An 18683-nucleotide genomic window follows, 5' to 3' on the forward strand; every position below is an offset into this window, starting at 1 on the left:
GACGGGAGGACTTCATGGCTGTGACCACGTTCCAGGACCTGCCCCTGGCCGACCGCGACCGCGAGTGGGACGGAGACGCCGCCGAGAGGCGGGTTCGTCGCTGGGCCGACGCGGAGGACGAGCCCAACGAGAGGTACCGCGACGCCCACGTCTGGTACGACGCGGACGAGAAGGACAACTTCACGGCGTACAAGCTGCTGGTCGCCGACGTGGTCGACGGCGAGCTCAGGGCCGTGCCACGCGGCGTGATGGCGGCCGCGAACGTCGTCCAGGGCGCCCGGGGCGGCGTCGACCTCCCGAAGTCCGACGTCGAGCGCGTGAAGAGCCACCTGGCCAAGTACTACGCGAAGATGGACGACGAGGCGCCCTGGGAGCGCGACTGAGCCTCGCTGACCTCGAGTCGGCGGTGCCCGCCGGGATGGGTAGGGTCCGCCCCATGGCTGACTGGCGAACCGCGTACGTCGACCGGGTGCGGGCCCTCATCTCCCGGGCCGAGCCGGAGGTCGTCGAGGAGGCGAAGTGGCGCAAGGCGTCGAACCCCGACGGCGTGCCGACGTTCTCGTCCTCGGGCGGCCTGATCTGCACCGTCGAGGCCTACAAGGACAAGGTGAAGCTCACCTTCGCCAGGGGTGCCTCGCTCGCTGATCCGGACCGGCTGTTCAACGCGAGCCTCGACGCCGGCACCCGGCGCGCCATCGACCTCTTCGAGGGCGACGAGCTCGACGAGGACGCCTTCGTGGCCCTGGTCCGCGAGGCGGTAGCCGCCAACGGCGGCTGAGCCTGCTGCCGGTGGTGCAGACCAGCTCGCCACGACCGCCGGCCCTCCAGCCTCCCGCCGGTACGTTGAGCCGGTGCCTGGGGAGGACCGTCTGCGTGTGACCGTGCTCGGCGCCGGCTTCGGCGGCCTCGAGCTGACCGCCCGGCTGTCCGAGGAGCTCGGTGACGGCGTCGACGTCGTGCTCGTCGACCGCACCGATGACTTCGTGTTCGGCTTCGCCAAGCTCGACGTGATGTTCGGCCGCCGGCTGCCCGAGCAGGTCCGGCACCGTTACGCAGACATCGTGAAGCCCGGGGTGCGCTTCGTGCGCGCCGAGGTCGACCACATCGACCCGGTCGGCCGACGGGTCGAGACGACGGCCGGCACGTTCGAGTCCGACGTCCTGGTGATCGCCCTTGGTGCCGACCTCGACCCGGACGCGACGCCCGGCCTGCGCGAGGGCGGCCACGAGTTCTACACCGAGGCCGGTGCGTTCGCGCTGCGCGACGTCCTCGCCGCGTTCGACGGCGGCCGGGTGGTCGTCGGGGTCACCTCGACGCCGTACAAGTGCCCGCCGGCGCCGAGCGAGGCAGCGCTCCTCGTCGAGGAGCTCCTCCGCTCGCGGGGGCTCCGCGAACGTTCGCAGGTCACCCTGGTGCTGCCGCTCCCGTCGCCGGTTCCGCCGTCACCCGAGGCATCGGAGGCGCTCGCCGCGGCGTTCGCGGAGCGCGGCATCGAGTTCCGCGCCCGCCGGTCGGTGCGCGAGCTCGACCCTGATCGCAGGCTCGTCGTGCTCGACGACGGCGAGGAGCTGCCCTACGACCTCTTCCTCGGCGTACCCGTGCACCGGGCACCGGCCGTCGTCGAGCGGTCCGGGCTGACCGTGGACGGCTGGATCGCGGTCGACCCGACCACCCTCGAGACGCGCTGGCCCGGCGTGTACGCCGTCGGCGACGTCACGAGCGCGGGGACGCCCAAGGCCGGCGTGTTCGCCGAGGGCCAGGCCGCGGTCGTCGCGGCGGCCATCGTCGAGCGAGCCCGCGGTGGCGCGAAGTCGGCCGGTTACGACGGGCGCGGCGTCTGCTACGTCGAGTTCGGCGACGACCGGGTCGGCGTCGTCGACGTCACCTTCCGCACTGGCGAAGCCCCGACCGGCACGCTGGAAGGGCCGTCGCACGACCTCGCTGCGGTGAAGGCGGAGTTCGGGCGCAGTCGCGCCCGACGGTGGTTCGGGCAGGGCTGAGGAACGCCGCGGAACCGGCTCAGCGTGCGGCCGGGCCGCCCGCGAGTCCGCGGAGCGTCATCTCGAGCGTCGCGTCGATCAGCGCCTCGCGCTCGGCGTCGTCGAGGGACTGGTAGGGCCCGTCGAGGAGCAGCAGGCTGAGCCCGTGCACGGCCGCCCAGGCCGGGGTCTCGGCGTGCGGACGCAGCGCCGGGTCGAGCCAGCCGACCTCGACGAGCTCGTCGAGCGCCTCGGTCAGGAACGCGTGCGGCGGGGCGGCGGCCAGGGCTGCCCTGGCGTCCTGCAGGTCGTCGTGCGTGGAGCGGCAGAAGGCGGTCCGGAAGAGCCCCGGTTGCGCGAGGGCGAACCTCACGTAGCCGCGGCCACCTGCCCGCATCCGGTGGAGCGCGGCATCGACGGCGTCGCCGCCTTCGGGCGGGTCGCCGAGCGCCTCCAGGATCATCGTCGCCATCCGCTCGAGCGCCTCGCCCTTGGCGGCGTCGAGCAGCTCGGCGTGACCCGCGAAGTGCCGGTACGCCGCGGTCGGGGTCACCCCGGCGCCGCGGGCGGCGGCGCGGATGGTCACCGCGTCGGGGCCTCCTCGCTCGGCGAGGTCGGCGGCCGCGTCCACCAGGGCGTTGCGCAGGTCGCCGTGGTGGTAGGTCGCGCGGAGCGAGGTCGTGGTCACGGAATACATGTTGACACCTGGAAACATTGGTGCCAAGTTAACACCCATCAAGTTTACGTCTGCACACATTCAGGAGTCGGCATGTTCCAGCGAATCGGAGCCTTCGTGGTCTCCCGAGGCACGGTGGGTGCTCGTCCTCGGCACCTTGGCGGTCATCGGCGCGGCGTACCTCGGGCTCGGTGCGTTCTCCAAGCTGCAGACCGAGGGCTTCGACGACCCGAGCTCGGAGAGCTCGCGCGCCGCTCAGGTCCTCGAGCGCGACTTCGGCGGCGACGCCGACTTCGTGTTCCTGCTCAGCGCCGATGGTCCGGGCGTGGACGCGACGTCGGCGCACGCGGCCGGGGCCGCGCTCACGGAGCGGCTCCGGCACGACCCGGACCTGACCCACGTTGTCTCGTACTTCGACGCCGACTCCGATGGGCTCCGCTCCAGGGACGGGCGGTCGGCGCTGGTGACGGCGAACCTCTCCGACACCGCCGACGAGGACTCCGCAGCGGGCGATGTGGTCGACCGCTACTCCGGCGACCGGGGCGGCCTCGACGTGCGGATCGGCGGCCAGGAGGGAGTGTCCCAGGAGGTCGCCGGCCAGATCGGCCAGGACCTGGGCCTCGCGGAGAGCATCGCGATCCCGCTCATCCTGGTGCTGCTGCTGCTCGCCTTCGGCAACGTCGTCGGCGCCCTGATCACGCTGACGGTCGGCATGATCGCGATCCTCGGCACCTTCGGGGAGCTCTCCGTGCTGGGCGGCCTGACGGACGTCTCCATCTACTCGATCAACCTCACGACCGGTCTCGGCCTGGGCCTCGCGGTCGACTACGGCCTGCTGATGGTGGCGCGCGTGCGTGAGGAGCGGGCAGCCGGTCGGACAGGGGAGGAGGCGGTCGTCCGTGCTGTCGAGACCGCCGGCCGGACGATCGTGTTCAGCGCGGTCACGGTGACGTCCGCGCTGGCGGCGATGCTGATCTTCCCGCTCTACTTCCTGCGCAGCTTCGCGTACGCCGGCATCGGCGTCATGGTGATTACCGCCGCGAGCGCCGTGGTGCTCCTGCCCGCGGCGCTGACGCTGCTCGACCACCGCGTCGACGCGTGGCGACTGCCGCGCATCCAGGGGATCCGCGGCGGGGAGACACCCTTCTGGGCACGGTTGGCCGCGTTCGTGCAGCGTCGTCCCGTGGTCGCTGCGGCACCCGTCCTGGCGCTGCTGCTCCTGGCCGCGAGCCCGCTGCTCGGCATCTCGTTCGGGACCCCCGACGACCGGGTGCTGCCCGCCAGCGCGGACAGTCGCCAGGTGGGGGACATGCTGCGGCAGGACTTCGCCGGCGACGAGACCACGGCGATCGAGGTGGTCACGACGGCGCCGGTCGGGAACGCCGCGCTCACGACGTACGCCGCCCAGGTGGCGCAGCTGCCCGGCGTCGTCCGCGTGGAGACGGCCACCGCGCGCGACTCTGCCCGGGTCTCGGCCGTGACCGGCCTCGACAGACGCTCCAAGGACGCCCGCGTTCTGGTCGCCGAGATCCGGGACCTCCCGGGGCCGGCGGGCGTGGAGACCCTGGTCGGGGGTCCGACGGCCGAGCTGGCCGACAGCCTGCACGCGATCGGCAGCCGGCTGCCCTACGCGCTCGGCTGGATGGCGCTCGCCACGTTCGTGATCCTGTTCCTGTTCACCGGGAGCGTCGTGCAGCCACTGCGCGCGCTGGTGCTCAACGCGGTGAGCATGTCGGCGACTGTCGGTGCGATGGTGTGGGTGTTCCAGAGGGGCCACCTGTCCGGGCTGCTCGGGTTCACGCCGATGCCGATGGACACCAGCATGACCGTGCTGCTCTTCACCGTCGCGTTCGGGCTCTCCATGGACTACGAGGTCTTCGTGCTCGGCAGGGTCAAGGAGATGCACGACCTCGGTCACGAGTCCCGGGCGGCTGTCGTGCACGGCCTGTCGCGGACCGGCCGGATCGTGACCACCGCCGCTGCGCTGATCGCGATCAGCTTCTTCGCCTTCCTGGTCAGCGACGTCGCCTTCATCCAGCTCTTCGGGCTCGGCACCGGTCTGGCGATCCTGGTCGACGCCACCCTGGTCCGCGGGGTGCTGCTGCCGGCGTCGATGCGGCTCCTCGGCGATGCCGCCTGGTGGGCGCCGGCGCCGCTGCGGGCGCTGCACCGGAGGTTCGGGCTGTCCGAGACGCCGACGGTCGACGCCGCGCCCCCGATCGAGGTGCCCGCATGACGTATGCGGAGACGGGCCTGGTCGACTCGATCGAGGCGCTCCACGGTGGCGACCTCGGCGCTCTGACGCAGGCGCAGCGAGACGGCATCGACCAGTTCCACAGCGGCGGCGCCGAGGCGGTCGAGCGGCTCCTGCCGAGCCTCCGGCTCGAGCCCGGGATGACGGTCCTCGACGTCGGCTCCGGGTTGGGCGGGCCCGCCCGGCAGGTCGCTCTCGCCACCGGTTGCACGGTCCTCGGCGTGGACGTCACGCCGGCCTACGTCGAGGCCGCGACCGCCCTGACCGGGACTCTCGGGCTCGGGGGACGGGTCGCCTTCGTCCTCGCCGAGCTCGGGAGCCTCGAGCGGCACGACTTCGACGCGGCGTACACGATGCACGTGCAGATGAACGTCGCCGACAAGGGCGCCTTCTTCGCCGGCATCGCGAAGCGGCTGCGCCCCGGCGCGCCATTCGCGGTGTTCGAGGTCTGCCGGCGCGCACCGGGCAACGTGGCCCTCCCGCTGCCGTGGTCCATCGACGGGTCGGACAGCTTCCTGGCGACGCCGGACGACCTGCACGCCAGCATCGTGGGCGCCGGCTTCGAGGCCGTCGAGTGGGTCGACGAGACCGAGTGGATCCTGCAGTGGTTCCACGAGCTCGGCCCTCGCCTCGCCGCGGCGGACACCGCGGCGACGCTGCCGGCACTGCTGGCCGACGGCCCCACCCGGATGCTGAACTACGCCGCGGCACTGGCCGACGGCGTCCTCGGCGTCCACCGCGGAGCCTTCCGACGGCGACCGTGACCCTCGGGCCACTGCGACACGCCGACACAACATCTAGTCCCGGAAAATGTCCGCGACCCCACATATGGTGGCGCACGCAGCTGGTTCGGCGCGTCAATCCGGGCGGGTCGAGGCAAGAGGGAACCCGGTGTGAGTCCGGGACTGCCCCGCAGCGGTGAGTGGGAACGAACGCCGTCACAAGCACTGGGCCACGGTCTGGGAAGCGACGGTCAGTAGGGGTCGAGTCGTACGCCCACGAGTCCGAAGACCTGCCAGCGCACCGTGCCCGACGGGCACGGTGGTCCGATGCCGCGTGGGACGGCTGACGGCTCCGACGCCCGAGCCTCGCGGCGTCCCTGACGTCACCCTCCTCGCACCTCGGGCCGGCCACAGCGCTCGCGAGGAGAGAGTCATGACAGCCACCCAGGACCAGACGCGGCCAGCCGAGGCGGCCGCGGTGCGACGCACCCAGATGCAGGTGCGGAAGCGCAACGGCGACTCCGAGGACGTCGACGTCAACAAGATCGTGCGCGCCGTCGAGCGCGTGGCCGTCGACCTGGCCGAGGTCGACCCGATGCGGGTCGCGACCAAGACCATCAGCGGCCTGTACGACGGCGCCACCACCGCCGAGCTCGACCGGCTCTCGATCCAGACCTCGGCGGAGATGATCAGCGAGGAGCCGCAGTACTCCCGGCTCGCCGGCCGCCTGCTGGCCGGCTACATCGACAAGGAGGTCCGCAACCAGGGGATCGCGTCGTTCAGCCAGTCGGTCGCGCTGGGCCACGCCGAGGGCCTGATCGGCGACGTGACCGCGAAGTTCGTCAAGGACAACGCCCGCAAGCTCGACTTCGCGATCGACCACGCCGGTGACCGGCGGTTCGAGTACTTCGGACTGCGCACCGTCTACGACCGGTACCTGCTGCGCCACCCGACCGGGCGGATGGTGGTCGAGACCCCGCAGTACTTCCTGCTCCGCGTGGCCTGCGGGCTCTCGGAGTCGCCGGCAGAGGCGATCGAGTTCTACCGGCTGATGTCCTCGCTCGCCTACCTGCCGAGCAGCCCGACGCTGTTCAACTCCGGCACGACGCACTCGCAGATGTCGTCCTGCTACCTGGTCGACTCACCGCGCGACGACCTGGACTCGATCTACTCCCGCTACCAGCAGGTCGCGAAGCTCTCGAAGTTCGCCGGCGGCATCGGCATCGCCTTCTCGCGCGTGCGCGGTCGGGGTGCGCTGATCCGCGGCACCAACGGCCAGTCGAACGGGATCGTCCCCTTCCTGCGCACGCTCGACGCCTCGGTCGCCGCGGTGAACCAGGGCGGCCGCCGCAAGGGCGCGGCGTGCGTCTACCTCGAGCCGTGGCACCCCGACATCGAGGAGTTCCTCGAGCTCCGCGACAACACCGGCGAGGACGCCCGGCGCACGCACAACCTCAACCTGGCCAACTGGGTGCCCGACGAGTTCATGCGCCGGGTGGAGGCCGACGAGGACTGGTCGCTGATCGACCCGGACCGGGCGCCCGAGCTGGTCGACCTCTGGGGAGGGGCGTTCGACACGGCGTACCGGAAGGCGGAGGCCGACGGCGACGTCGTGCGCACCGTCAAGGCGCGCGACCTCTACGCCAAGATGATGCGCACGCTCGCGCAGACCGGCAACGGCTGGATGACCTTCAAGGACGCGTCCAACCGCACCTGCAACCAGACCACCGACACGGTGCCGAACGGCGGCGGGGGCAACGGCAGCCCGGTCGTGCACCTGTCGAACCTGTGCACCGAGATCATCGAGGTGTCCTCGGACTCCGAGACCGCCGTGTGCAACCTGGGCTCGATCAACCTGGGCCGGCACCTGGTCTCGACAGGCTCGACCGGAATGGAGGTCGACTGGGAGAAGCTGCGTGCCACCGTCAGGACCGCGGTCCCGCTGCTCGACCGGGTCATCGACGTGAACTTCTACCCGAGCGCCGAGGCGGCTGCCTCGAACCCGCGCTGGCGGCCGATCGGCCTGGGCCTGATGGGCCTGCAGGACGTGTTCTTCGCCCTCCGGCTGCCGTTCGACTCGGCCGAGGCGCTCGCGCTGTCGACGCGGATCCAGGAAGAGGTCTACCTGACCGCCCTCGAGGTGTCGGCCGAGCTGGCTGCGCACCACGGTGCGCATCCTGCCTTCGACCAGACCCGGGCCGCGAAGGGCAGGCTGCAGCCCGACTTCTGGGCCGACGCGACGCCGAGCCAGACCGAGCGCTGGGCGTCCGTGCGGGCCCGGATCGCCGAGACCGGCCTGCGCAACTCGCTCCTGGTTGCCATCGCCCCGACGGCCACGATCGCCTCGATCGCCGGCTGCTACGAGTGCATCGAGCCGCAGGTCTCCAACCTGTTCAAGCGCGAGACTCTCTCCGGCGAGTTCCTCCAGGTGAACAACGCGCTCGTGTGCGAGCTCAAGGCGCGCGGGCTGTGGAACGCCGAGATCCGCGAGCAGATCAAGAAGGCAGAGGGCTCGGTCCAGGGCATCGCTGCGCTGCCCGACGACGTCCGCGCGCTGTTCCGGACCGCCTGGGAGCTGCCGCAGCGTGCGCTGATCGACATGGCTGCGGCCAGGGCGGCGTACATCGACCAGAGCCAGTCGCTCAACCTGTTCCTGGCCTCGCCGACGATCGGGAAGCTGTCCTCGATGTACGCCCACGCCTGGAAGGCCGGCCTCAAGACGACGTACTACCTGCGCTCGCGCCCGGCGACCCGGATCCAGCAGGCGACCACGTCGGGTGCCTCCACGAGCACGACGAACGCCGGCAGTGCGGCAAGCCCCGCGCTGCCGATCCTGACCACGACCGACCAGGACGCAGTCGCCTGCTCCCTGGAGAACCCCGAGACCTGCGAGGCCTGCCAGTGACCACCGAGACCCAGCCCACCGAGACCCAGCCCACCGAGATCCAACCAAGCACTGCGACCGACGCGCGGCCGACCCGGATGCTGCTCGACCCGGGGATGAACCTGACCCTGCGACCGATGCGCTACCCGCAGTTCTACGAGCGGTTCCGCGACGGCATCAAGAACAACTGGACCGTCGAGGAGGTCGACCTGCACACCGACCTGAAGGACCTGCAGCGGCTGAGCGAGGCCGAGCGGCACCTCGTCTCCCGGCTGGTCGCGTTCTTCGCCACCGGCGACACGATCGTTGCCAACAACCTGGTGCTCAACCTCTACCAGCACATCAACTCGCCCGAGGGGAGGCTCTACCTCAGCCGTCAGCTCTTCGAGGAGGCGGTGCACGTCCAGTTCTACCTGACGCTGCTGGACACCTACGTCCCCGACGAGGAGGCGCGGCACGAGGCGTTCGCCGCGGTCGACAACATCCCGTCGATCAAGAACAAGGCGGACTTCTGCTTCAAGTGGATCGACGAGGTCTTCGAGCTACCGGCGCTCGAGACCCGTGAGCACCGGCGCGCGTTCCTGCTCAACCTGATCTGCTTCGCCGCCTGCATCGAGGGCCTGTTCTTCTACGGCGCGTTCGCGTATGTCTACTTCCTGCGGTCGCGCGGGCTGCTCAACGGGCTCGCGTCCGGCACGAACTGGGTGTTCCGCGACGAGTCGATGCACATGGCGTTCGCGTTCGACGTGGTCGACACGGTGCGGGCCGAGGAGCCGGACCTGTTCGACGACGACCTCGCCGAGCAGATCCGGCAGATGCTGGTCGAGGCCGTCGACGCCGAGGTGCAGTTCGCCGAGGACCTGCTCGCGGACGGTGTCGCCGGGCTGTCGATCGGTGACATGCGCGAGTACCTCCAGTACGTCGCGGACCGGCGGATGGAGCGCCTCGACCTGCCGCCGATCTACGGCTCGAGGAACCCGCTGGCGTTCATGGAGCTCCAGGACGTGCAGGAGCTCTCGAACTTCTTCGAGCGGCGGGTCTCGGCGTACCAGATGGGCGTCAGCGGCTCGGTCGTCTTCGACGACGACTTCTGAGCGGGTGCCGGCCGGCGCGGGGGAGTCCTCGCGCCGGCCGGGACTGGGCTGGGGGTGCTCGGGTACACCCGGCGCATGACGACGACACCGAACGAACCCGTCGAGGATCCCCAGGTCGTGCCCTCGGGTGACCCTGCCGTGCCGCCCGGTGAGGACCCCGGCGACCCGGGCCCCGACCCACTTCCGGACTGGGACCCGGCTCAGGCTCCGCCCGACGGCTCCTGACCGACGCCCACCCGGCGCCTCACCTCCTGAGCCTCTTCACCAGCTTCCCCACGTCGCGGAACCCCACCCCGGCGATCTTGAAGTCGGTCTCCGCGAGCGTGAAGTTCCCGTCGGCGGCGAGGCTGAGCTCGAAGAGCGGCGGACCGGCGAGGAACCCGAGCACCGTCTCCGCGCGCTCCGAGCGCTTCTTGTTCCGGTCGCTGGCCTCGGCGAACGCCTTGTCGACGTACCGGTCACGGAACGCCTTCATCTCCGGTGAGTTGTACGCGCGGTACGCACCCAGGTAGGCCCTGGAGGCGGCGACCTCGACCTGCGCACCCAGGGACTGCATGCGGTGGCTGAGCTGGGCCGAGATCTTCTGGTCGCCGAGCGGGTCGACGTAGGTCGTCGGGTTGTCCTCCACGTACGAGAACGCGCTCGACAACGCCGGGTCGTCGACCGTGGACTCGAGGTCGCCCACCAGCACGGGGTCGGCGGAGTAGAAGGTGCCCTCGCGAGGCTCGTACCAGCGGTCGCCCATGCCGTGGAGCTGCTTGGTCTCGTCGAGGTAGCTGCCTGCGAAGACATAGCGCTCACGCTGGACGTTGGAGTTCTCGCGGACCCAGAACTCCCCGCCGGGGAAGAACAGCGAGTGCTCGAAGAGCTTCCCCAGGGCGTCGGTGACCAGGAAGTTCGACTCGGTGAGGTCGTTCGTCAGGTAGTACTGCAGGTCCTCCGGGGCGTCGCCGACGCGCTTCACCGCAACCCGCTCGTCGTTGAGGAAGATGCTCTTCCAGGCGACCCCACCGTTCATGGCGGTGTACTCGTCGTTGACGAACTCGGTCTCTCCCTGCGGTCCGCGCCGGATGGAGAGGTCGTCGTCCGCGTCGTAGCGGTACGTCGCCGTGGAACCACCGTCGGTGACCGAGGTCATCCGGTCGTCCTCGTCCCAGCCCACGGTGCGACGGGTGGTCGACTTGTCCTCCTTCCAGCCGGTCAGGTTGCCGTCGAGGTCCCAGGTCTCCGTCCGGCTCCCGATGTGCGACGCAGCATGTGGCTGTGGCGCGCCGTACTGGTAGCTGAAGTCGTACGACGTCGGCGCCTGCACCTTCGTGGCGATCTTGTCCGTCTGGGTCTTCCGGGTGACCCGGCCGGTCGCGTCGAAGGTCGTCGCGGACGAGTAGGTCCGGGTCTTCTTCGAGGCGTCGCTGTAGGTCCCGGTCGCCGAGGTGAGCCGGTCCAGGTCGTCGTAGGTGAACGACTGCGCGCTGGGACCGCCCATCTGCGAGGACGGCGGGACCGGACGGGTGTCGTCGCGGCCCAGGACGTTGCCCGCGAGGTCGTACTTGTAGTGCAGGTCGGAGAGGATCGACGCCCCCTTCTGGACGCGCTGGTCGGAGAACCACAAGGTGTCCGGGTCGTAGGACATCTCCGTGGACAGGCCGTTGGCGTACTCCTGGTAGCGGTGGTTGCCGAACCGGTCGTACTCGGAGCGCTTCACGTAGGGATAGGTGACGCCGTCCTTCTTGCCGGTGACCGACTGGGCGAGACCGCCCGAGTCGTACGTCGTCCGCAGCTGCTCACCGTCGGGATAGGTCATCCCGAGCTCGCGGCCCCACGTGTCGTAGTCGTAGCGCGTGGTGAAGGTGTGCGCGGCCTCAGTGGCCGGGGTCAGGTTCGAGACCTTCATCAGGTCCTTCTCCCGCACGGCGTTGCCGAGCAGGTCGTACCCGATCGACTCAGTGCGGGACCCGTCGTCGACCCTGATCACCTGACCGGCCCCGTGCTCGTCCGCCCCCGGGGCGCCGTAGGTGTAGGTCACGTCGTTCTGCGGGTTGTTCGGGTAGTGCACGGTCTTGAGCCGGTTGAGGTCGTAGCCGTAGGTGATCTTCTTGTTCGCCGCCCGCAGGTTCGCGGTCGTCTCGCTGATCACGTTCGACGCCAGGTCGTAGCCGAAGGTCGTCCGGCCTGCGTCCGGGTTGTCCACCGACGTCCTGCGGCCGAGCAGGTCGTAGGTCGCCGTGGTCGTGCGCTGCCCGGGCGCGGTGACGTTCGTCAGCCGCTGCAGCGGGTCGTACTCGTAGCGCGTGAGTAGGGGCTGGTCGCTGCCGTTCGCCGTGTGCAGCAGCTCGGTGGCGACGGTGTTCTGGCGCACGTCCTGGTAGCTGCGTGTCCGGGGCTGGCCCGGGGTGTCCGCGAAGACCGTGAACATCCTGTCGCTGAACGGGCCGGTGGCGAACCCGTAGCTCACGTCGGTCACCCGGTCGCCGGGAGCGGCGACGCGGGTCGTCCGGTCGAGCACGTCGTACTGCGTCTGCGTCGCGTGTGGGTCGGTGCCGGCGTGGAACTCGCCGGGAGTTCCGACCGGCTCGTCGGTGGCGTAGAACTCCGTCACGGGGCGATCGAACGCGTCGAAGGACACCTGGTCCTCGACCACCATGCGATCGTCGGGCGCGGTGCCGGCGGCGGTGAAGACGCTGGCGTCGTGCTTGGTCTCGATCTCCCGCTCGAGCCCGTCGACGAACGCGACGGTGTCGATCGTCGTGCCGGGGTTGGCGGGATCGATGTGCTTCGCCAGCGCCCACGGGACAGCGGCGTCCGGGTGGTAGGCGTAGGTGATCGTCTTGTCACCACTGCCCTGCTCGAGCGGTCCCGTCACCGCGGTGAGGCGGTTGGCGACGTCGTACTCGTAGGAGGTCTTCGCGCCGACCGGGTCGGTCGTCGAGACGAGCCGGCCGAAGCGGTTGTCGTACCGCGACGCCGTCGCCAGGCCGAAGCTGTCGGTCGACCTGCTGACGAACGCTCCCAGCTCGTCGGGGTCCGAGTAGCCGTAGGTGACGGCGTAGCCGTCGAGATCAGGGCTCGGTGCACCGTAGCTGTCGCACGGGGCCGCGACGGTGGCGGGCGACTTGAGGGGCCCGACGACGGCGCTGGTCTGTCCGCCGACCGGCAGGTAGCAGACGTAGGTCACCGCCACCTTGTCCGGTGCGTTGCTCGTCGGGTCGAGGTAGTCGTCCACCTCGGCGACCGACGCGGTGTCGCAGCCGACCACCGACGTACGGCGCTGGAGCACCTTCGAGCCCGACCTGACCAGCAGTGAGTTCGCCGGCGCCTGGGTCCAGGGGTACTCCTCGTTGCCGATGGCTTCGCCGGTGTCGGGATCGACGCCGGGGGTGCAGTCGGGGTAGGTCATGGTGGCGGTCACGTCGTCAGCAGCGGTTCCCGGCTCGCCGAGGTCGCTGACCTCGACCAGGTTGCCGCGTCGGTCGTAGGCGTAGTCCATCTCGGCGCTCTTCGCGACGTCGCCGTTGGCGTCGTGCCAGCGTTGCTCCATCGTCGCGAGCTGCGGGAACACGCTGCCGCTCAGGCTCGTCAACCCGTCCGGGCCCGCGGGCTCCCCGGTGCCGCTGTCCACCATCCGGTAGGTGTTCCTGGTCGACGTCACGGCCTTGCCGTCGCCGTCGAGCAACGTCTCGCTCTGGAGCAGCCCGCGGCCGTAGTAGGTCCGGTTGTCGTAGACGCGCTCCCAGGACCGGTAGACCTCGTCCGTCGCGGGGTCGCGCTGCTCCTCGGTGACCTTGTGGAAGCCGTAGTCCTCGCGCTCGGCGTAGCTCTCCCGCGGTCCGTCGTACTGGTAGGTGGTCAGCTGCTTGTCCGCGCCGTCCCCGGCGTGACCGTCGTCCACGACGACCTTCGACAGCACGTACAGCGAGCTCGGGTGATCGGTGGTGTTGCCGGCCCGGGTGTAGTCCAGGTCGATCCGGCCGCCGAGCGGGCGGTGCACCGTCTTGAGCAGGTTGGTGCGCCCGGTCGTGTTGGGAGCGACCGTCAGGTGGCCGTCGTCCGAGCTGCTCACGCTGTCGAGGTAGCCGTCGCCGTTGACGTCGACGAGGTCGTTGCTCGGCGAGCAGTTGCCCTTGCTGACGTGGAAACCGGGGTTGATCAGGATGTAGTAGATCTCGAAGATCGGGATCCCGATCGTGAAGTCGGCGCCGCCGCCGATGCCGGTGCACTGGGTCCGCGAGACCTGGTTGTCGAGGAAGTTCCCGAAGCGGCTGCCCGGGATCGAGCTCAGCCCGGAGCCGGTGTTCAGGTGTACGTCGACGTCGTCACTCGGACTCGCGTCGCCGGTCACCGGGTCGACGTGGGCGACCAGCAGGTCGTCGAGGTCGTCGCCGTTGACGTCGGCCCAGGTGACCTCGGTGCGCTCGTCGTCCTTCGACAGGTCGACGCCGCCGCTGAAGTCGAGCAGTCCGTCACCGAAGCCCAGCCCGACATCGAGCGCGGTGGACGTGCTCGATCCCTCGTCGAGGGTGGCCTTCGCCCAGAACGCCTCCTTCTGGGTGAAGGAGTAGCCCAGGTTCCAGCGGACGTGGATCTCGCCGCTCTTGCTCACCCGGACGCGGTCCGGCAGCCCGTCGCCGTTGAGGTCGGCGAGGTCGATCTGGGTGTTGCAGTCGCCGTTCATGGTCATGCAGTCGGGCTGCACACCGTCGGCCTGGCTGTTCGTGGACTGGTGGCCCAGCTCGCCGCCGATGCCCAGGCTCTTGGCCAGGTCGCCGAGCATCTTGCCGGCCTTCCGCTTCTTGGTCTTGCCGTTCTTGCCGGCGTCCTTCGAGCCACCCTGTCCGCCGCCGTCTCCGGTCCCGCTCGCGCCGGCGCCCTTGCCGTCGGAGCCGGTCGAGATCGCCGCAGGAGACCCTCCGGCTCCGGCCTGGTCGGCGAACTCGTGGTCGGCACGCACGATGCCGTCGAGCCCGGGATCCGGCTGACCGGCGGTCAGGCCGCCGTTCTGGTTCGTGTAGACGACGCCGGTCTGGGTGACGGTGTCGGGATATCCGTCCGCGTTCAGGTCCATGAAGTCCACGACGCTGTCGCTGCGGCCGGTGGAGAAGCCGCCCCCGAGCCCGAGGAGCTCGGCACTGAGGCTGTCGGCGTCGGCCTTGCCGTACAGCACCGGTGCGGACGCGTCACCGGTCACGATCTGGTTCGGGTTGACCGCGCCGAGCTCGTCACCGCCGAGCAGGGAAGCGCTCGCCTCGTCCGGGCCACCCCAGGTCCCGCGTGGCGCCAGGCAGTCGGTGAACGGCCAGGCGCACGGCGTCTGGTCCTCCGGATCGGCGGTCGGGTTGCTGTCGTCGAACTTGGCACCGATCCAGAGGCCGTTCGCAGGCAGCGGCCCGAAGGGGTACGACTGCCCGTTCACGGGGTTGGTGTAGCCGGGATCGTCATGGCTGGTGGGACGGCTGTTCGGGTCCGGCACCTCGTCCTTGGTGATCAAGAGGTCCTGCTCGTTGATCGGCTGGATCGCACGCTGGCCGTCGGCGTTGTAGCCGGCGTACCCCCAGCCGCGGTACGGCGGCGGGAAGACATCCACCGCGTCGTCCAGCACCCGCACGCCCGGCCACCACTTGGCGGCCGGGACGGACCCGAGATCGACGAGCGGCTTGGTCGCGCGTGCGACGGCCCCGTCGTGGAAGGTGAAGTCGTAGTAGGCGTCGTGGCTGCCGGTGTGGCCGTCCCACTTGAAGCCGTCCTGCGGGCAGAGCCCGTTGATCGGGTCGCACGGGCCCGGGTAGGTGTACACGCCGTCGCCGGCCGGGATCGTGAACGTGTGCTTGAACCGGAGCACGCCGTCGTCGGTCTTCGCCGTGAACGTCATCTTCGCCGGCAGGGAGCGCTTCGGGATGTCGTCGCGATCGACCTCGAAGCGGATGCCGACGCTCTCCTCGTCGTCGGTCCCCTGGGGGAGCGAGACGTTGGTGTTGGGGTAGAGGTCGAAGTCGTAGGGCGCCTTGAGGACCATCGTCGGCTCGCCCGCGTTGTCGACCACGTGCAGGGCGTTTCCGTCCTCGTCGGTGGCCGAGGCGTAGCGCAGGGTGGGGGTCCAGGAGATGGCCCCCGGATCGACGTTGGAGCTCACCGAGAGGTGGAAGTTCAGCTTGTCGCCGGGGACCAGGTCGCCGGCCGCGTTGTGGTGGCGCCCGGTGACGTCGAACTCGGTCTCGAACGGGAACTCACCGGTGTCCGCCTGACCCGCCGGACCGTCGCAGTCGGCCTGCTCCGGTTCGCTGGAGGACCCGCGCACGCACAGCTCCTTGACCACGACGCCGTTGAGCGACAGCTTGACGTGGACGTCGTCGCTGGTCGGCTTCGTCTTGACCAGGGACCCGGACACCACGACGTGGCCGTCGTAGGGCATCGCGATCACGGTGCCGTCGAGGCCGGCGAGAGTGAAGTCGTCGGACGCGGTGTAGTTGTAGATGTCCTTGCCGTTCACGTCGGCGTGGGCTCCGTGGCCGCGGTAGTGGATCGTCGGGTTCCACGAGACGCGGTCGCCGGCGCCGTTGTCGCGGGAGCCGACCCGGAAGTAGATGCGGTCGCCGCGGTCGACGTGGATGTCGTCGACGTTCGCCGGGACGTGCTCGGACGCGTCGCCGCCGTCGATGTCGGACACCCAGAGCTCCGCGCCGTTGTGCTGGATGGCGACGCGGACGCCGTCCGGGCTGTCGTTCGGGCTGACCAGGTGCACGGGGGCGGTGATCTCGATGTCTCCGTCCGCGGGCGCGACCCACCGACGCAACGTGTCCTGGCGCGGGAACTCGCCGGCCTGCTCCTGCGCGACCTCCGGGTGGGTCGGCACGATCGAGACGGGCAGCTTGTTGTCCTGCTCGATCGGGACGGCGGTGGTCCCGCTGTTCTTGTCGAACGAGATCGCCCCCGAAGAGGACAGGTGGTTGAAGAGCACGTCGCCGTCGCGCACGAGGTCGGGCAGGCCGTCGGCGTTGACGTCGGAGAAGTACGACGTCTGCTTCGAGAACGTCCAGGTGTGGTTGTACATCACGCTGCCACCGACGTACGCCTCGGGACCTGCGCCGACCGAGAACTCGTTGTCCTCCGACAGGTGGGAGAGGTCGTCGACGTGCTCGAGCGGCCCGAACCGGATCTCGTCGGTCGACGCGTTCGGGCGGGCCGTGTTGAGGCGGTAGCAGACCGACGCGCCCGAGCTGTCGCAGCTGGGCCGCTGCCACACCTTGTCCGGCAGGTTGTCACCGTTGATGTCGATGAACTCCACGGTCGACTTTCCGTTCGATCCACCCAGCTGGATGCCGCCACCCGCGGCGAGGAGCTTGTCGGGCGAGAACAGCGAGGCGCCGAGGAACATCCGGCCGTCGCCACCGATCGACCGGGTGGCGCCGAGGGCCGTGCCGGTGGGCACGCCGAGGAACTCCTGGGAGAGGCTGTCGTCGTCGTTCTCGCCGGCGGGATGCCACTTCTCGGTCGCGCCGAACCCCTCGTAGTGCCCGTCCTGCTTCACGTCGTCGTAGTAGTCGAACGTGTTCGTGGAGAGCGCCTTGCCCTCCGCGTCGGTCTTGGTCACCGACTTGAGCAGCTCCTTGCCGAACGACCCGATCTCGTAGCCCAGGTCGTAGCGCCTCACCAGCTGGGGCGTCTCGCTGCCCTTCGGCGTGTAGGTGATCTTGACCTGGCGCAGCAGGTCTGCGCTGATCTCGAGCCCGCCGTGGCTGCCGTCGATCGTCGCGTCGGGGCGGCGCGGCTCGCCCAGGTCGCTGTCGCGGACGAAGGTCACGTCGTACGGCCCGTAGCGGGGCAGCAGGTGACCGCCGTCGGGCACGAACTCCGACCGCAGCCGCGACCCGGTGTAGTTGATGTTCTTCAGGTAAAGCTCGGTGCCCTTCGGCGCGTCAGCCTGCGGGCTGCCGTCCTGTGTCGTCACGCCGGTGTCCCCGGTCGACTTGTCGTAGGTGTAGGTGACGACGTTGCTGGAGATGTCCCACTTCTCGGTGAGGCCCCACCAGTAGGCGTGGCCGTCGGCGCTCCGGAGCACCGCGTTGTCGACCTGGTGTCCCATTCCGGTGTAGCTGCCGCCCTCCGCGACGTCGTCGAGCACACCGCCGTAGAAGTACTTGTCGCCGAGCTTGTCCTGTACCTCCCACCAGTAGTCGTCCGGGCTGTCGCCGTGCCGCACGATGTGCAGGAAGTCGCCCTCGACCCGCTTGGTGAACACCCGCTCGCCGGTCCGTGGGATCGCTGGCGACCCGGGGGAGCGGTGCGCGTTCGGGGCGAGCTGCTCTCCGCCGAAGAGGTAGGTCTCGGTCTCGTCGTTCTTGTCGTACGTCGGCACGCCCCACCGCGTGTCCACCTCGATGGAGTCCGCAGACACGTCCGAGCCGAGCCCGGGCACCTTGATGGCGTCGAGGGAGAGGTCCCAGCCCTCACCGAGCCAGTCGTCCTCGCCGTCCGACGAGTACGCCAGCTGGATCTGCGGCTGCCAGTTGAGCCGGCCGGTCGGGAGGTCGATCGGGTGCCGGAGCTGCGCCGCTCCGTAGCTGTCGGTCGCCGGCTCGTCGACCAGATCGAGCCCGGCCGCCGGGTCGCCGTACTGGAGGCCGTCGAGGGAGTCCGGCGTCCCCTGCTGCGGTGACGTCACGGGCGGCGCGGCGCCTGCGTTCGCGGGGGCGCCACCGAGCACCTCGGCTCCGGCGGGCGGAGCCAGCGCGATGACGACCGCGACGACGGTCAGGATTCCCAGCAGAGCGCGGACTCGGCGCCCGGTTCCGTGACAGCGACCCATTGCTCGCACCTTCTTCGTGTGACGGGGTCGACGACGTGAACCGCTGACCCGGTGATCTATCTCCGGGTCAGTGGTGACCGGTCCGGATCCGACGGTTGCCCGTGACCTCGTTGCGGCGCGCTGGAGGCGTCTTGCGCGTCGGCAACGCCGACGCGGGGAACGGTCGATCGCACGATCGACCTGACCCGAAACACCACAGCCATCACCTCGAGACGACGGCCCTCCCGCGCAGCATTAGATCAGCGAGGTTGCTGCCTCGCAGGGCTTTGCAGAT

Annotated in this window: 10 protein-coding genes and 1 riboswitch; of the genes, 8 read left to right on the forward strand and 2 right to left on the reverse strand. The window is 70.0% G+C overall.

The features are described from left to right. The first annotated feature begins 14 nt into the window (after positions 1 to 14). From ACVW00_RS03395 to ACVW00_RS03405, 3 genes are all read left to right on the forward strand, one after another. Positions 15 to 383: a hypothetical protein gene (locus ACVW00_RS03395; RefSeq protein ID WP_457109494.1), complete on the forward strand. Its 369-nt coding sequence runs from the start codon at positions 15 to 17 to the stop codon at positions 381 to 383. A 53-nt stretch (positions 384 to 436) separates the two neighbouring features. Then, the gene (locus ACVW00_RS03400; protein WP_457109495.1) at positions 437 to 778 is read left to right on the forward strand and encodes a DUF1801 domain-containing protein; all 342 of its coding nucleotides are present in this window, start codon (positions 437 to 439) and stop codon (positions 776 to 778) included. Between the two features lie 97 nt (positions 779 to 875). After that, on the forward strand, positions 876 to 2000 hold the full coding sequence (locus ACVW00_RS03405) for an NAD(P)/FAD-dependent oxidoreductase (RefSeq protein ID WP_457109496.1): 1125 nt from the start codon (positions 876 to 878) through the stop codon (positions 1998 to 2000). A 19-nt stretch (positions 2001 to 2019) separates the two neighbouring features. Here ACVW00_RS03405 and ACVW00_RS03410 read toward each other — a convergent pair whose 3' ends face one another. Then, positions 2020 to 2667, reverse strand: coding sequence for a WHG domain-containing protein (locus tag ACVW00_RS03410; RefSeq protein WP_457109497.1), 648 nt, complete (start codon positions 2665 to 2667; stop codon positions 2020 to 2022). Between the two features lie 127 nt (positions 2668 to 2794). Between ACVW00_RS03410 and ACVW00_RS03415 the strand changes: the two genes are divergently transcribed. The 5 genes from ACVW00_RS03415 (at position 2795) to ACVW00_RS03435 (ending at position 9834) form a co-directional block, all read left to right on the forward strand. Next, entirely contained in the window at positions 2795 to 4891 is a 2097-nt protein-coding gene (locus ACVW00_RS03415; protein ID WP_457109498.1) for an MMPL family transporter, read from the forward strand. Continuing rightward, positions 4888 to 5673, forward strand: coding sequence for an SAM-dependent methyltransferase (locus ACVW00_RS03420; RefSeq protein ID WP_457109499.1), 786 nt, complete (start codon positions 4888 to 4890; stop codon positions 5671 to 5673). Before ACVW00_RS03415 ends, ACVW00_RS03420 begins: the two co-directional genes overlap by 4 nt. A 64-nt stretch (positions 5674 to 5737) precedes the next feature. Next, positions 5738 to 5943, forward strand: a riboswitch (cobalamin riboswitch). Between the two features lie 121 nt (positions 5944 to 6064). Next, on the forward strand, positions 6065 to 8536 hold the full coding sequence (locus ACVW00_RS03425) for a ribonucleoside-diphosphate reductase subunit alpha (protein ID WP_457109500.1): 2472 nt from the start codon (positions 6065 to 6067) through the stop codon (positions 8534 to 8536). After that, on the forward strand, positions 8533 to 9609 hold the full coding sequence (locus ACVW00_RS03430; RefSeq protein ID WP_457109501.1) for a ribonucleotide-diphosphate reductase subunit beta: 1077 nt from the start codon (positions 8533 to 8535) through the stop codon (positions 9607 to 9609). The genes ACVW00_RS03425 and ACVW00_RS03430 overlap by 4 nt, the downstream gene beginning before the upstream one ends. A gap of 75 nt (positions 9610 to 9684) precedes the next feature. After that, positions 9685 to 9834 carry a hypothetical protein gene (locus ACVW00_RS03435; protein ID WP_457109502.1) on the forward strand — a complete coding sequence of 50 codons (150 nt, stop codon included), beginning with the start codon at positions 9685 to 9687 and terminating at the stop codon, positions 9832 to 9834. Positions 9835 to 9853: 19 nt separating this feature from the next. Here ACVW00_RS03435 and ACVW00_RS03440 read toward each other — a convergent pair whose 3' ends face one another. Beyond that, positions 9854 to 18409, reverse strand: coding sequence for a toxin TcdB middle/N-terminal domain-containing protein (locus tag ACVW00_RS03440; RefSeq protein WP_457109503.1), 8556 nt, complete (start codon positions 18407 to 18409; stop codon positions 9854 to 9856). Positions 18410 to 18683: the final 274 nt, after the last annotated feature.

The organism is Marmoricola sp. URHA0025 HA25 (assembly GCF_054059435.1).

Coding starts and splice junctions, on each gene's coding strand:
- ACVW00_RS03395 (WP_457109494.1), top strand. CDS start 15: ATGGCTGTGACCACGTTCCAGGACCTGCCCCTGGCCGACCGCGACCGC.
- ACVW00_RS03440 (WP_457109503.1), bottom strand. CDS start 18,409: ATGGGTCGCTGTCACGGAACCGGGCGCCGAGTCCGCGCTCTGCTGGGA.
- ACVW00_RS03400 (WP_457109495.1), top strand. CDS start 437: ATGGCTGACTGGCGAACCGCGTACGTCGACCGGGTGCGGGCCCTCATC.
- ACVW00_RS03420 (WP_457109499.1), top strand. CDS start 4,888: ATGACGTATGCGGAGACGGGCCTGGTCGACTCGATCGAGGCGCTCCAC.
- ACVW00_RS03425 (WP_457109500.1), top strand. CDS start 6,065: ATGACAGCCACCCAGGACCAGACGCGGCCAGCCGAGGCGGCCGCGGTG.
- ACVW00_RS03435 (WP_457109502.1), top strand. CDS start 9,685: ATGACGACGACACCGAACGAACCCGTCGAGGATCCCCAGGTCGTGCCC.